Origin of the sequence: Streptomyces huiliensis, from assembly GCF_020037025.1 — a bacterium.
GTDB classification, from domain to species: domain Bacteria; phylum Actinomycetota; class Actinomycetes; order Streptomycetales; family Streptomycetaceae; genus Streptomyces; species Streptomyces huiliensis.
Genome location: NZ_JAIQLH010000117.1, coordinates 1 through 14142 on the forward strand (window position 1 = coordinate 1; position 14142 = coordinate 14142).

Below are 14142 nucleotides of genomic sequence, written 5' to 3' on the forward strand. Positions count from 1 at the left end.
AACCTCGACGGCCCCCGCCGCACCATCCACCCCGGCAGCAACCCCAACGGATCCAGATACTCCCGCCCCCGCAACAGCCCCCAGTGCAGGCAGCCGGCCGGGCAGTGCCAGGGCCCGGACGCCAGCTTGCCCAGAACGTCGCCCGCTTCCACCCGATCCCCTCGGCGGAGGCCAACTCCCACCACCGGCTCGTACGTCGTCCGCAACGGAGGATCACCGGTCCCCGGCAGCTCCACGGCCACCACCCCCCGCCCGGCGACCGTCCCGACGAAGGAGACGACGCCGCCGGCGGCCGCCCGGACCGGGGTGCCGGGAGCGGCGGCAAGATCGACGCCTCGGTGGCCGCGGGCCCAGGGCGCGGCGGGAGGGTCCCAGCCGCGCAGGACGGCCGGCCGGGTGCCCACCGGCCAGACCCGGGCGACCGGTGGAGCCGGTGGGGCCGGCGGGTCGTCACCGGCAGCCGCCGGCAGCGCGCAGACGAGCATGAGCGCGGCCACCACCGCCGCCAGGAGAAAGCGCGAGATCCGTTGCGTGTGCATGTGCCCACCGTGACGGAACCCCCCGAATCCAGGGGATCTTGAGCCGGACCTGTGGACTACTCGCCGGTTGTGGACAACGCCGTCACCCGCCCCTTCCCCGGTCCCGTACACTTCTCTTGGCGACCCGGGTCACCGGGTCGACTTCGCACGCCCCGCCACCGTCGCGTCAGACCCTTCCCGGGCAGCGCGGTGGACGCGTCCCTCGGTCCGTGAACGGCTCCCCAGCGGGGAGCGGCGCACGGCGGGCGCTCCGGGGCGTCAGGAGCGGCGGCCGCCCGGCCGCCGTGGAAACCGAGTACCACAAGGAGCGCGGCCATGGCCGTCGTCACGATGCGGGAGCTGCTGGAGAGCGGCGTCCACTTCGGTCACCAGACCCGTCGTTGGAACCCGAAGATGAAGCGTTTCATCTTCACGGAGCGCAACGGCATCTACATCATCGACCTGCTCCAGTCGCTGTCGTACATCGACCGCGCCTACGAGTTCGTCAAGGAGACCGTCGCGCACGGCGGCTCCATCATGTTCGTCGGTACGAAGAAGCAGGCCCAGGAGGCGATCGCCGAGCAGGCGACCCGCGTCGGCATGCCCTACGTCAACCAGCGCTGGCTGGGCGGCATGCTCACCAACTTCTCGACCGTCTACAAGCGCCTGCAGCGCCTGAAGGAGCTCGAGCTCATCGACTTCGAGGACGTGGCCGCCTCCGGCCTCACCAAGAAGGAGCTCCTGGTCCTCTCCCGCGAGAAGGCCAAGCTGGAGAAGACCCTCGGCGGTATCCGCGAGATGCAGAAGGTGCCCAGCGCCGTCTGGATCGTGGACACCAAGAAGGAGCACATCGCCGTCGGTGAGGCGCGCAAGCTCCGCATCCCGGTCGTCGCCATCCTCGACACCAACTGCGACCCCGACGAGGTCGACTACAAGATCCCGGGCAACGACGACGCGATCCGCTCCGTCACCCTGCTCACCCGCGTGATCGCCGACGCCGTCGCCGAGGGCCTCATCGCCCGCTCCGGTGCCGCGACCGGCGACCAGAAGCCGGGCGAGAAGGCCGGCGAGCCGCTGGCCGAGTGGGAGCGCGACCTGCTCGAGGGCGAGAAGAAGGCTGAGGAGGCCCCGGCCGCCGAGGCTGCTCCCGCCGCCGAGGCCCCCGCCGCCGAGGCCGAGAAGCCGGCCGACGCCGAGCAGGCCTGACCCTGCCGTACCGGACGGCGGGGGCCACGCACAGCGTGACCCCGCCGTCTCTGGTGGATCCACGGCCGGATTCCGTCCGGTGGACGGGAGCCGGCCGTCGTGGTGACCTCAAGACGGACCTGCCCTGCCGGGTGCCGAGCGGCACGGCGGGGCACAGTGCACAAGAAGGATTTCAACGATGGCGAACTTCACCGCCGCTGACGTCAAGAAGCTCCGCGAGCTCACCGGCGCCGGCATGATGGACTGCAAGAAGGCGCTCGACGAGGCCGAGGGCAACCTCGAGAAGGCCGTCGAGATCGTCCGCGTCAAGGGCCTGAAGGGCGTCGCCAAGCGCGAGTCCCGCACGACCGAGAACGGCGCCGTCGTCTCCTCCATCGCCGACGACAACACCTCCGGTGTCATCGTCGAGCTGAAGTGCGAGACCGACTTCGTCGCCAAGGGCGAGAAGTTCATCGCCGTGGCCGACGCGCTCGCCGCCCACGTCGCCAAGACCGCCCCCGCCGACATCGAGGCGCTGCTCGCCTCCGAGATCGAGGCCGGCAAGACCGTCCAGGCGTTCATCGACGAGGCCAACGCCACCCTGGGCGAGAAGATCGTCGTGGACCGTTTCGCGGTCTTCGGTGACGGCTACGTCTCCGCGTACATGCACCGCACCGCCGCGGACCTGCCCCCGCAGGTCGGCGTGCTGGTCGAGCTGGACAAGGAGAACGCCGAGGTCGCCAAGGACGTCGCGCAGCACATCGCCGCGTTCGCGCCGAAGTTCCTCACCCGTGACGCCATCCCGGCCGAGGTCGTGGAGAACGAGCGTCGCGTCGCCGAGGCCACCGCGCGCGAGGAGGGCAAGCCCGAGGCCGCCCTGCCGAAGATCGTCGAGGGTCGCGTCACCGGCTTCTTCAAGGAGCAGGTCCTGCTGGACCAGCCCTTCGCCAAGGACAACAAGAAGACCGTCCAGAAGATCCTGGACGAGGCCGGCGTCACGCTGAAGCGCTTCGCCCGCATCCGCGTCGGCGCCTGAGCCCCGACTGGGCAGCGATTGACCCGCGACCCGCTAGGGTCGTACGCAGCCGACCGGTCACCGGCCGGCCGCTGATGTGACGAGGAGGCCATTGCCGCAGAGGGAACCGAAAGGACCCACCGGCAATGGCCTTCTTCGTATGTGCACGAGGAGAACTCCAATGAATCAGGGTGCGGACGCCCACAGGGCCGCCGACGGCAAGAGCGACGACCACGGGAAACCCCGCCGGTTCCTGCTGAAACTGTCCGGCGAGGCCTTCGCCGGCGGCGGAGGGCTCGGTGTCGACCCCGATATCGTGCACGCCATCGCCCGGGAGATCGCGGCCGTGGTCCGCGAGGGCTACGAGATCGCCGTCGTCATCGGCGGCGGCAACTTCTTCCGCGGCGCCGAGCTCCAGCAGCGCGGCATGGACCGGGCGCGCTCCGACTACATGGGCATGCTCGGCACGGTCATGAACAGCCTCGCCCTCCAGGACTTCCTGGTGAAGGAAGGCGTGGAGACCCGGGTCCAGACCGGCATCACCATGGGCCAGGTCGCCGAGCCGTTCATCCCGCTGCGCGCCGTGCGCCACCTGGAGAAGGGCCGCGTCGTGATCTTCGGCGCGGGCATGGGCATGCCCTACTTCTCCACCGACACCACCGCCGCCCAGCGCGCCCTGGAGATCCACGCCGAGGCGATCCTCATGGGCAAGAACGGCGTCGACGGGATCTACGACTCCGACCCGAAGAAGAACCCCGGCGCGGTGAAGTTCGACGCCCTGGAGTACGGCGAGGTGCTGGCGCGCGGCCTGAAGGTCGCGGACGCCACCGCCATCAGCCTGTGCATGGACAACAAGCTGCCGATCCTGGTGTTCGAGCTGCTCGCCGAGGGCAACATCGCCCGCGCCGTCAAGGGTGAGAAGATCGGCACGCTCGTGAGCGACCAGGGCACGCGGGACTGAGACGCCCGTAAGGCCGTCCGCCGCGCCCCCGGGCACCGGCGGACGGCAACCCGGAGCCGTGGGAAGACCACGGCCCGGGGATGGACAACCGCCTGCCGGTCGGACACCGTGCAGGAGAAGACGCGCGCAGGGGCGAGGCTCTGCTTACTGATAACACCAGGAGCAAGTGGTGATCGAAGAGATCCTCCTCGAAGCCGAGGAGAAGATGGAGAAGGCCGTCGTGGTCGCCAAGGAGGACTTCGCGGCGATCCGCACCGGGCGTGCCCACCCGGCGATGTTCAACAAGATCGTGGCGGACTACTACGGTGCGCTGACGCCCATCAACCAGCTGGCGTCGTTCTCGGTCCCCGAGCCGCGCATGGCCGTGGTGACCCCGTTCGACAAGAGCGCCCTGCGCAACATCGAGCAGGCCATCCGCGACTCCGACCTGGGCGTCAACCCCAGCAACGACGGCAACATCATCCGGGTGACGTTCCCCGAGCTCACCGAGCAGCGCCGCCGCGAGTTCGTCAAGGTCGCCAAGACCAAGGCCGAGGACGCCAAGGTCTCGATCCGCTCCGTCCGCCGCAAGGCGAAGGACACCCTGGACAAGCTCGTCAAGGACAAGGAGTCCGGCGAGGACGACGTCCGCCGCGCCGAGAAGGAGCTCGACGACACCACCGCGAAGTACGTCGCGCAGGTGGACGAGCTGCTCAAGCACAAGGAATCCGAGCTGCTCGAGGTCTGATGAACGACGCATCCTGGGGAACCCCGTCACGCGCCGGGCAGTGGGGATCCGCCGACCGGCACACCCCGTTCCCGGCGGGTCCAGTGCGCGAAGCGGCCGGGGCGGCGCAGACTCGGCCCATGCCGATCGTGCCCGACGCAGGCGGAGACCAGGAGGACCGTGACCAGGGGGCCGCTCACCTCAGTGGCCCTCTGTTCCGCGACGAACGCGACGAACGCGACGAACGCGACGACCGTGACCACCGCGACGCTCGCGACCGAGGGGAGCCCGACATCCGGCCGCACGAACCCGCCGCCCCCGCCCCCCAGGCGCCCAAGGCGGGGAAGAAGAGCGCGGGCCGCGACCTGCGGGCCGCGATAGGGGTGGGCCTGGGGCTCGGCGCGGTCATCGTCGCCTCGCTTTTCGTCTACAAGCCCGTCTTCCTCGGCGTCGTCGTGATCGCCGTGGTCGTCGGGCTGTGGGAGCTCACCTCCCGCCTCGCCGAGCGCAAGGGCATCAGGGCGCCCCTGGTGCCGCTCGCCATCGGTGGGGCCGCGATGACCGTCGCGGGGTACGTCGACGGCGCCGAGGGCGCGTGGGTGGCCATGGCCCTCACCGCGCTCGCCGTGCTGATCTGGCGGATGACCGAGCCGCCGGACGACTACCTCAAGGACGTCACGGCGGGCATCTTCGCCGCGTTCTACGTGCCGTTCCTGGCCACCTTCGTGGCCCTGATGCTGGCCGCCGACGACGGTGCCTGGCGGGTGCTGACCTTCCTGATCCTCACGGTGGTCAGCGACACCGGCGCCTACGCGGTGGGCTGGCGCTTCGGCAAGCGCAAGCTCGCGCCACGCATCAGCCCCGGCAAGACCCGCGAGGGCCTGATCGGCGCCGTGCTGTTCGCCATGGTGGCGGGCGCGCTGTGCATGCGCTTCCTGATCGACGACGGGGTGTGGTGGCAGGGCCTGCTGCTCGGCCTGGCCGTCGCGGTGAGCGCGACCCTGGGCGACCTCGGCGAGTCGATGATCAAGCGGGACCTGGGCATCAAGGACATGGGCCGGCTGCTGCCGGGGCACGGCGGGATCATGGACCGGCTGGATTCGCTGCTGCCGACGGCGCCGGTGGTGTGGCTGCTGTTGGTGGCTTTCGTTGGGACCGGCTGAACCTCGGCTGACCTGCGTATTCCCCTCGGGCGGGCCCGTTGTCCACAGGACGGCGGGCCCCGCCCGCGCATCTGCGACACTTGAAACATCATGCCTAAGCCCGGAGAACTGACTTTCGTAGCCCCCCGCGGAGCCAAGAAGCCCCCGCGGCACCTCGCCGACCTCTCGCCCGCCGAGCGCAAGGAGGCCGTCGCGGCCATCGGTGAGAAGCCGTTCCGGGCGAAGCAGCTGTCGCAGCACTACTTCGCGCGGTACGCGCACGACCCCGCGCAGTGGACGGACATCCCGGCCGCCGCCCGCGAGAAGCTCGCGGGCGAACTGCTGCCGGAGCTGATGAGCGTCGTGCGGCACATCTCGTGCGACGACGACACCACCCGCAAGACGCTGTGGCGGCTGCACGACGGCAAGCTCGTCGAGTCCGTCCTGATGCGCTACCCGGACCGGGTCACCATGTGCATCAGCTCGCAGGCCGGCTGCGGGATGAACTGCCCGTTCTGCGCCACCGGCCAGGCGGGCCTGGACCGCAACCTGTCGACCGCCGAGATCGTGCACCAGATCGTGGACGGCATGCGCGCGCTGCGCGACGGCGAGGTCCCGGGAGGTCCCGCGCGGCTGTCGAACATCGTCTTCATGGGCATGGGCGAGCCGCTCGCCAACTACAAGCGGGTCGTCGGCGCCATCCGCCGGCTGACCGACCCCGAGCCGGACGGCCTCGGGCTGTCGCAGCGCGGCATCACCGTCTCCACCGTCGGCCTGGTGCCGGCGATGCACCGGTTCGCCGACGAGGGCTTCAAGTGCCGCCTCGCCGTCTCGCTGCACGCGCCCGACGACGAGCTGCGCGACACGCTCGTCCCGGTCAACACCCGCTGGAAGGTCCGCGAGGTCCTGGACGCGGCCTGGGAGTACGCGGAGAAGTCCGGCCGCCGGATCTCCATCGAGTACGCCCTGATCCGGGACATCAACGACCAGGCGTGGCGCGGCGACCTGCTGGGTCGGCTGCTCAAGGGCAAGCGGGTGCACGTCAACCTGATCCCGCTCAACCCCACGCCGGGTTCGAAGTGGACGGCGTCCCGCCCGGAGGACGAGCGGGCGTTCGTCGCGGCGATCGCGGCCCACGGCGTCCCGGTCACCGTCCGGGACACGCGCGGTCAGGAGATCGACGGTGCCTGCGGCCAGCTGGCGGCGACCGAGCGCTGAGGCCCGGCGAGGGCCGGGGAGCGGGCGGGTGCACTGATACGGTGCACTCGCACTGCTTCGCATTGCTCGTACAAATGAACAATCCGACAGGGGAGCGCACACAGCGCTGAGAGTGCGGCCCGCGCCGCAGACCCTCGGACCTGATCCGGTTAGTACCGGCGTAGGGAGTCAGCACCACCATGAACACCACCCTCCGGCGTGCCCTGGGCGCCGCCGCCGTCACCGCCCTGGCCGTCCCGGCCCTCGCGGCCTGCGGCGGCTCCGACGAGGCCAAGGAGACCGACGGCGGCAAGACGGTCACCCTCGTCTCGCACGAGTCGTTCGTCGTCTCCCCGGACGTGCTCAAGGAGTTCACGGCGCGGACCGGGTACAAGGTCAAGACGCTCAAGAGTGGCGACGCCGGGCGGGCCGTGAACCAGGCGATCCTCTCCAAGAGCCACCCACAGGGCGACGTCTTCTTCGGTGTGGACAACACGCTGCTCTCCCGCGCCCTGGACAACGGGATCTTCGAGTCGTACGAGGCCAAGGGCCTGGACGGGGTGGCGAAGGAGTTCCGGGCCGACGACGCGGAGCACCGGGTGACGCCGGTCGACTCGGGTGACATCTGCGTCAACTACGACCGCGCCTACTTCACCGACCACAAGCTGGCCCCGCCGAAGACCTTCGACGACCTGGTGAAGCCCGAATACAAGGGCCTGCTGGTCACCGAGAACGCCGCCACCTCCTCCCCGGGCCTCGCCTTCCAGTTCGCGACCGTCGCCAAGTACGGCGACGACGGTTGGCAGGACTACTGGAAGAAGCTCAAGGACAACGGCGTCGAGGTCGTCGACGGCTGGGAGCAGGCGTACAACGACCGCTTCTCCGGCTCCGCCGCCGGCCGCAAGGCCAAGGGCGACCGGCCGCTCGTCGTCTCCTACGCCTCCAGTCCGCCCGCCGAGGTGCAGGGCATGAAGCAGCAGCCGAAGTCCGCGGACGAGGCGCCGACCGGCGTCGCGACCGGCACCTGCTTCCGGCAGACCGAGTACGCCGGCCTGCTCAAGGGCGCGAAGAACGCCAAGGGCGGCAAGGCGCTGCTGGACTTCCTGCTGAGCAAGCGGTTCCAGGAGGACGTGCCGCTCAGCATGTACGTCAAGCCGGTGGTGAAGGACGCCAAGCTGCCGGAGCTGTTCACGAAGTTCGGCGCGACGGTCGACGCCCCGGAGACGCTCGCCCCCGAGAAGATCGCGAAGAACCGTGATCAGTGGGTCAAGGCATGGTCCTCGATCGTCCTGAAGTAACCGAAGGCGCCGAAGGGGCCGCTCCGAAGGGCCGCGGCCCCCGGCGCACGGGGGTCCGGCTCGGCCTGATGGCCGTCCCGCTCGCCTTCTTCGGACTCTTCTTCGCCTATCCGGTGGCCGCGATCGTCACGCGGGGGCTGAAGACGGACGGGCGGTGGCGGTTCGGCCGGATCGGCGAGGTGCTCACCGACCCGGCGACCGGGCACGTCCTGTGGTTCACCACCTGGCAGGCGGCGGCCTCCACGGCGCTCACGCTGCTGCTCGCGCTCCCCGGCGCGTACGTCATGGCGCGCTTCGACTTCCCCGGCAAGGGACTGCTGCGGGCGGTGGTCACCGTCCCGTTCGTGCTGCCCACCGTCGTGGCCGGCTCCGCCTTCCTCGCGCTGCTCGGGCGACGCGGACTCCTCGACGAGCTGTGGGGCGTGCGGCTCGACACCTCCGTCTGGGCGATCCTGCTCGCCCACGTCTTCTTCAACTACGCCGTGGTCGTCCGGACCGTCGGCGGGCTCTGGGCCCAGCTCGACCCCCGGCAGGAGGAGGCCGCGCGGATGCTCGGCGCCGGCCGGTTCGCCGCCTGGCGGCGGATCACCCTGCCCGCGCTCGCCCCGGCCGTGGCCGCCGCCGCGCTGATGGTCTTCCTCTTCACCTTCACCTCCTTCGGCGCCGTCCAGATCCTCGGCGGCCCGCGGTACGCCACGCTGGAGGTGGAGATCTACCGGCAGACCGCCGAGATGCTCGACCTGCCGACGGCCGCCGTCCTCACCCTCGTCCAGTTCGCCGCCGTCGCCGCGCTGCTCCTGGTGCACGCGTGGACCGTGCGCCGGCGCGAGTCCACGCTGCGCCTGGTGGACGCCCGCCGCACCGCGCGCCGACCGCGCGGCGCCGCACAGTGGGGCCTGCTGGCCGCGGTCCTGGCCAGTGTGGCGGTGCTGATCCTGCTGCCGCTCGCGGTGCTCGTGCTGCGCTCCTTCGACGGCCCCGACGGCTACGGCCTGGCCTTCTACCGCGCCCTGGCCTCGGCCGGTGACGACGGCGTGCTCGGCGTCGCGCCGCTGGAGACGATCGGCAACTCGCTGGCGTACGGCCTCGCGGCCACCGCCATCGCGGTCGTCGTCGGTGGCCTGGCCGCCGCCGCGCTCACCCGGCGGGAAGGCCGGCTGGTGCGCGGCTTCGACGCGCTGCTGATGCTGCCGCTGGGCACCTCCGCCGTGACCGTCGGCTTCGGCTTCCTGATCGCCCTGGACGAGCCGCCGCTGGACCTGCGGACCTCCTGGATCCTGGTGCCGCTGGCCCAGGCGCTGGTCGGGGTGCCGTTCGTGGTGCGGACGATGCTCCCGGTGCTGCGCGCCGTCGACCCGCGGCTGCGGGAGGCCGCGGCGGTGCTCGGCGCGTCCCCGCTCCGGGTCTGGCGGGAGGTGGACCTGCCGATGGTCGGCCGGGCGCTGGCCGTCGCGGCGGGCTTCGCCTTCGCCGTCTCCCTGGGCGAGTTCGGTGCCACCGTCTTCATCGCCCGCCCCGACAACCCCACGCTTCCCGTGGCCGTGGCCCGGCTGCTGGGCCGGCCCGGGGAGCTGAACTACGGGCAGGCGATGGCCCTGAGCACGATCCTGATGCTGGTGTGCGCCGCGGCGCTGCTGGTGCTGGAGCGCGTACGCACCGACCGCACGGGGGAGTTCTGATGCCGCCCGCCCTGAAGCCGTCCACCCTGAAGCCGCCCGCTCCGATGCTGCGCCTGGAAGGCGTCACCGTCCGCTTCGGCGACCGGACCGTCCTGGACGCCGTCGACCTCGACGTCGCCGAACACGAGGTCGTCTGCGTCCTGGGCCCCAGCGGCAGCGGCAAGTCCACGCTGCTGCGGGTGGTCGCCGGACTCCAGCGGGCCGACGCCGGGCGGGTGTTCCTGTCCGGCGAGGACGTCGGCGGGGTGCCGGTGCACCGGCGGGGCGTGGGACTGATGTTCCAGGACCACCAGCTGTTCCCGCAGCGGGACGTGGGCGCGAACGTCGCCTTCGGGCTGCGCACGCGGGGTACGGGACGGGACGCGGCCCGGCGGCGGGTCGCCGAACTCCTGGAGCTGGTGGGGCTGCCGGGCGCCGAGCGGCGGGCCGTCGCGGCGCTGTCCGGCGGCGAGCAGCAGCGCGTCGCGCTGGCCCGCGCGCTCGCCCCGAGCCCCCGGCTGCTGATGCTCGACGAGCCCCTCGGGCAGCTCGACCGGAGCCTGCGGGAGCGGCTGGTCACCGAGCTGCGGCAGCTCTTCGGGCGGCTCGGGACGACCGTGCTGGCGGTCACCCACGACCAGGGCGAGGCGTTCGCGCTCGCCGACCGGGTGGTGGTGATGCGGGACGGCCGGATCGCCCAGCAGGGCACGCCCCTGGACGTCTGGCGGCGACCGGCCTCGGAGTTCGTGGCCCGCTTCCTCGGCTTCGACAACGTCGTCCCCGCGACCGTCACCGGCGACCGGGCCGACACGCCCTGGGGTGAAGTGCCCGTCCCGGCGGGTTCCGCGGCGGGCCCGTGCTCGCTCCTGGTGCGGCCCGGTGGCGTGCGGCTGGTCGCGGACGGTCTGCCGTCCGAGGTCACCGCCCGGACGTTCCGCGGCGACCACGTGCTGGTCTCGCTGCGCCCGGAGCGCGGCCCGGCGCTCCAGGCGTCGTGCGCGCTGGCGCACGCGCCGGAGGTGGGGGCACGGGTGGGGGTCGCGTTCGACGCCGAGCACGTGGTAGTGCTGGGCGGCTGAGCGCTCGAGGTTGGGCACCCTTTTTCTTGACCTTTTCTTGACCTTTTTCTGACCCAAGGCAACTTCGGCGCCGTGTTGGACGTCTGGATCAGGAGCAGGCGGTTCATTGGCGAACGGAGCAATTGGTGATCATCGGCCTGGTGACGGCTGTCGCGGCCTCGGCGTGCTACGGCACGGGTTCGGTCCTGCAAGCCGTCGGATCGCGGAAATCCGCCTTGAGGGAGGCGGCGGCCTCGTCCCCCGACACGGGCGTGACCCAGCACGGCGGCCCCAGCCTGTCCTCCACCGCCAAGGCCGCTGTGACCTGGGAGTTCATGGTCGGTACGGTCCTGGACTTCCTCGGCTTCGGCCTCGGCGCGCTCGCGGCCCGGATGCTGCCCCTCTTCCTCTCCCAGACGGTCATCAGCGCCAACCTGATCGTCACCGCGCTGCTCAGCATCAAGCTGCTCGGCATCCGCCTCAAGCGGCCCGAGTGGATGTCCATAGCCGTGGTCTGCGTCGCCCTGGTGCTGCTCGCGACCGCCGCCGGGCACGAGGGCAGCGGGGAGACCGCACGGTCCACGCACTGGTGGCTGCTGATCATCTCCGTGGTGCTCATGGCCGGTGGCACGGTGGCCGTCCGGCTGATGGGCTCCCGGGCCGCGATCCTCGCCGGTCTGCTCTCCGGGCTGGGCTTCGGTGCCATCGGCGTCGGCGTCCGGATCCTCGACGGCATCGACCCGTTCGACCTGCCGACGATGCTGGCCGACCCGGCGCTGTACGCGATTCTGATCTCGGGTGGTGTGGGGATGTACCTGCACACGGTGGCTCTGCAGATCGGGTCCGTGAACGGTGCGACGGCCGCTCTGGTCGTCGGTGAGACGATCCTGCCGGGCATCATCGGCGTTCTCCTGCTCGGGGACGCTTCTCGGGAGGGGTTTGCCTGGGTGGCGGTCCTGGGGTTCATCCTCGCCGTGGCGGGGGCGGTCGCTGTGGCCTGGTTCGGCGAGCCCGACAGCCATGGGGCGGCGACGCCCGCTGTGGACGGGGCCACGGCGCCTGTGCAGCGCGTGTAGGGGCGCCCCAGCCCCGCGTCCCCGAAGCGCCCTGCGGGCGCTGTCCTCAAACGCCGGACGGGCTGAATCAGCCCGTCCGGCGTTTGAGGACTTCGCGGCGAAGCCGCGATGCGGGGGTCTGGGGCGCAGCCCCAGGAAACGGCGAAGGGGAGGGACCGGGGCACCCTCACCGCGTCAGCGGCAGCGCCGCCAGCTCCGCGATCACCCACGTCAGCGGGCCGAGGACGACGACGAGCGCGACAGCCCGTACCGCGGCGGCGCCCCGCAACAGCGACCCCGGCAGACCGAGCCGCAGCAGCGCGGCCGTCGTCTCGGAGCGGACCTGCCGCGTATCCAGGGCGGCAGTGATCGCCGTGGCCGTGGCGCAGGCCATGACCACGGCGGCGCCGAGGCCGGTGAGCGGGCCGAAGGGGCGGGGGCCGGAGTCCTCCCAGGCCACGCCGTAGAGCTCGGCAGCGGCCAGGGAACCGGCGGCGACCGCGCAGAGCACGCCGAGCGGCCGGCCGAGCCGCGTCGCCGCGTCCTGGAGCATGCGCCCGGCCAGCATCCGCACCGGCCCGGGCCGTCCGGCCGCGAGCGCCGCCCCGCACCAGTGCGTGAGACCGGGGCCGGCCAGGACCAGGCCCAGCACGGCCAGCAGCCAGCCGCCCAGGAGACCGGGGGAGGCCCCGCCGTCCTGGCCGGGCAGGGCCAGCAGCCGCCCTGGTTCCGGCGCGGGCGCGCGGCCCACGTAGGCCACCAGGGCGAGGCCGGTGGCGATGACGGCGACGCCCCAGGGGAGCCCGGCGTACGACGGCCGGGCGGGCGTGCCGCGCGACGGCGTCGAGGCGTCGTCCGGCTGCGGACGGGCGTGCGCCGGGCCGGAGCGCTTGCGTGCCGCCTCGCGCGGGCGCAGGACCAGGGCGCACACGCCGGCGCCCGCGGCGGGCAGCAGCGCGAGCAGGGTCACGGTGGCGGCCCACGGCAGGGCGTGCCCGCCGTCCAGCAGCCGGTGCGCCGTACCGCTCAGCGGGGTGCCGCCGAGGTCGCCCCGCAGTTCGAGGTAGACCAGGAGGGCGGCGCCGCTGCCAAGACCGCAGGTCAGGGCCGTGGAGGCGGCCGCAAGCAGGGCGAGCCGCACCGGTCCGAAGCCGATGGCGTCCAGCCCGTCCCGGGGTCGGGTGGCCGGGTCGGTCCGGGCCACCGCCAGGGCGAAGTGCACGACCGCCGCACAGGGCACCGCGCACCACAGCAGCCGCACGACCCCCTCCTCCGGCCGCTTCGGGTGCGCCACCGCGTACCCGAGGGCGCAGAGCAGCAGGAAGGCGGCGCCCGCCGCGGCGGCGGCGACCAGCACGCGCCGCAGCAGGACCAGCGGGTGCGCGCCCCGGGTCAGGCGGAGACTGAGCACGCGGCCCTGCCCTCCCCGTCGGGCGCGTCCGGTGCGGGGATGCCGCCGCCCCGGCGGCCGTCGGCGAGGCCGACCGCCCGGTCGGCGAGCGCGGCGCCCTCGTCGTCGGGCGTCGCGAGGACGACCGTGATGTGGTGGGAGCGGGCCGCGGTGGTGAGGGTGCGCAGGACCTGCGCCCGGTCGGCGCTGTGCAGCGGCGCGGTGGGGTCGTCCGCGAAGACGACGGTGGGCTCGCAGGCCAGGGCGCGGGCGACGGAGATCCGCTGGCACTGGGCCCGGGAGAGCGCGCCGGGCCGCTTGCGGGCGCAGTCGCCCACGTCCAGGCGTTCGAGCCACTCGGCGGCGGCCTGTTTGGCGGTGCGGTGGCCGGTGCCCCGGGCCAGGAGGGGGAGGGCGGCGTTCTCCCAGCCGGTCAGTTCCGGCACCAGGTGCGGGGTGCTGTCGATCCAGCCGAACCGCTCGCGCCGCAGGCGTTCACGCCCCGCGCGCGGGAGGGTGTGCACCGGCGCGCTGTTGAACCACACCTCGCCGGAGTCGGGCACGAGCTGGCCGGAGAGGCACTTCAGCAGGGTGGTCTTCCCCGCCCCGCGCGGCCCGGTGACCGCGAGGACCTCGCCCTCGCGGATGCCGATGGACACGCCTGCGAGGGCGGGGGAACCGTTGTAGGAGTAGTGCAGGCCGCGTGCCCAGAGCACGTCGTTGTCCGGCGGGGCCACCATTTCGAGCACACCTCGGGTCGCTGGAGGGTCCGTTCCCCTGTCCGGGTGAACGAACCGGGGGCCATTGGGTCACTGGCACCGTACGGAACGGGGATCCTAGCCCCGGTCCAGGCTCGGCGCGGGAGTGGTCCAGGAGTGGCCCACTTTCCTCCCATCGGGCTCATGGCGCGAGGGTGCGAAGAGGGTGTGCGGGGGCGGAAACGGCCCCAAGGGGCGGAA

13 protein-coding genes and 1 riboswitch are annotated in these 14142 nt (G+C 72.2%); of the genes, 10 read left to right on the top strand and 3 right to left on the bottom strand.

The genetic code is table 11. From position 1 onward, the window contains the following. A partial coding sequence (locus tag JNW98_RS20770) for a M23 family metallopeptidase (protein ID WP_372459291.1) occupies positions 1-539 on the bottom strand: 539 nt, incomplete at its 3' end. A gap of 315 nt (positions 540-854) precedes the next feature. Between JNW98_RS20770 and rpsB the strand changes: the two genes are divergently transcribed. The 10 genes from rpsB (at position 855) to JNW98_RS20820 (ending at position 11814) form a co-directional block, all read left to right on the top strand. Beyond that, a complete protein-coding gene (gene rpsB, locus JNW98_RS20775) occupies positions 855-1724 on the top strand; it encodes a 30S ribosomal protein S2 (protein WP_223769775.1) in 870 nt (289 codons plus the stop codon). Between the two features lie 178 nt (positions 1725-1902). Next, the gene (gene tsf, locus JNW98_RS20780; RefSeq protein WP_223769776.1) at positions 1903-2739 is read left to right on the top strand and encodes a translation elongation factor Ts; all 837 of its coding nucleotides are present in this window, start codon (positions 1903-1905) and stop codon (positions 2737-2739) included. A gap of 160 nt (positions 2740-2899) precedes the next feature. After that, entirely contained in the window at positions 2900-3679 is a 780-nt protein-coding gene (pyrH, locus tag JNW98_RS20785) for a UMP kinase (protein ID WP_223769777.1), read from the top strand. A gap of 169 nt (positions 3680-3848) precedes the next feature. Continuing rightward, positions 3849-4406, top strand: a complete 558-nt coding sequence (gene frr, locus JNW98_RS20790) for a ribosome recycling factor (protein WP_223769778.1) — start codon at positions 3849-3851, stop codon at positions 4404-4406. Further along, the gene (locus JNW98_RS20795; protein WP_223769779.1) at positions 4406-5548 is read left to right on the top strand and encodes a phosphatidate cytidylyltransferase; all 1143 of its coding nucleotides are present in this window, start codon (positions 4406-4408) and stop codon (positions 5546-5548) included. Before frr ends, JNW98_RS20795 begins: the two co-directional genes overlap by 1 nt. A 90-nt stretch (positions 5549-5638) precedes the next feature. Further along, positions 5639-6745 (top strand): dual-specificity RNA methyltransferase RlmN, encoded by a 1107-nt coding sequence (gene rlmN / locus JNW98_RS20800; protein ID WP_223769780.1) that lies wholly within the window; start codon positions 5639-5641, stop codon positions 6743-6745. 78 nt (positions 6746-6823) lie between these two features. Beyond that, positions 6824-6929, top strand: a riboswitch (TPP riboswitch). Next, positions 6925-8022, top strand: a complete 1098-nt coding sequence (locus tag JNW98_RS20805; protein WP_223769781.1) for a thiamine ABC transporter substrate-binding protein — start codon at positions 6925-6927, stop codon at positions 8020-8022. (Overlaps the previous riboswitch by 5 nt.) After that, positions 7998-9701, top strand: coding sequence for an ABC transporter permease (locus tag JNW98_RS20810; RefSeq protein WP_372459292.1), 1704 nt, complete (start codon positions 7998-8000; stop codon positions 9699-9701). Before JNW98_RS20805 ends, JNW98_RS20810 begins: the two co-directional genes overlap by 25 nt. Next, entirely contained in the window at positions 9701-10759 is a 1059-nt protein-coding gene (locus tag JNW98_RS20815; RefSeq protein WP_223769783.1) for an ABC transporter ATP-binding protein, read from the top strand. The genes JNW98_RS20810 and JNW98_RS20815 overlap by 1 nt, the downstream gene beginning before the upstream one ends. Positions 10760-10884: 125 nt before the next feature. Continuing rightward, positions 10885-11814, top strand: coding sequence for a DMT family transporter (locus JNW98_RS20820; RefSeq protein ID WP_223769784.1), 930 nt, complete (start codon positions 10885-10887; stop codon positions 11812-11814). Between the two features lie 166 nt (positions 11815-11980). Here JNW98_RS20820 and JNW98_RS20825 read toward each other — a convergent pair whose 3' ends face one another. Further along, complete coding sequence (locus JNW98_RS20825; protein ID WP_223769785.1) at positions 11981-13204, bottom strand: hypothetical protein; 1224 nt, start codon at positions 13202-13204, stop codon at positions 11981-11983. Beyond that, positions 13186-13923: an ABC transporter ATP-binding protein gene (locus JNW98_RS20830; RefSeq protein ID WP_223769786.1), complete on the bottom strand. Its 738-nt coding sequence runs from the start codon at positions 13921-13923 to the stop codon at positions 13186-13188. Before JNW98_RS20830 ends, JNW98_RS20825 begins: the two co-directional genes overlap by 19 nt. Between the last annotated feature and the right edge of the window lie 219 nt (positions 13924-14142).

What these genes read in the sequence shown, in the direction of transcription:
- rpsB (WP_223769775.1), top strand. Translation starts at nt 855, where the DNA reads ATGGCCGTCGTCACGATGCGGGAGCTGCTGGAGAGCGGCGTCCACTTC.
- tsf (WP_223769776.1), top strand. Translation starts at nt 1,903, where the DNA reads ATGGCGAACTTCACCGCCGCTGACGTCAAGAAGCTCCGCGAGCTCACC.
- JNW98_RS20830 (WP_223769786.1), bottom strand. Translation starts at nt 13,923, where the DNA reads ATGGTGGCCCCGCCGGACAACGACGTGCTCTGGGCACGCGGCCTGCAC.
- JNW98_RS20795 (WP_223769779.1), top strand. Translation starts at nt 4,406, where the DNA reads ATGAACGACGCATCCTGGGGAACCCCGTCACGCGCCGGGCAGTGGGGA.
- JNW98_RS20815 (WP_223769783.1), top strand. Translation starts at nt 9,701, where the DNA reads ATGCCGCCCGCCCTGAAGCCGTCCACCCTGAAGCCGCCCGCTCCGATG.
- JNW98_RS20810 (WP_372459292.1), top strand. Translation starts at nt 7,998, where the DNA reads ATGGTCCTCGATCGTCCTGAAGTAACCGAAGGCGCCGAAGGGGCCGCT.
- JNW98_RS20805 (WP_223769781.1), top strand. Translation starts at nt 6,925, where the DNA reads ATGAACACCACCCTCCGGCGTGCCCTGGGCGCCGCCGCCGTCACCGCC.
- pyrH (WP_223769777.1), top strand. Translation starts at nt 2,900, where the DNA reads ATGAATCAGGGTGCGGACGCCCACAGGGCCGCCGACGGCAAGAGCGAC.
- rlmN (WP_223769780.1), top strand. Translation starts at nt 5,639, where the DNA reads ATGCCTAAGCCCGGAGAACTGACTTTCGTAGCCCCCCGCGGAGCCAAG.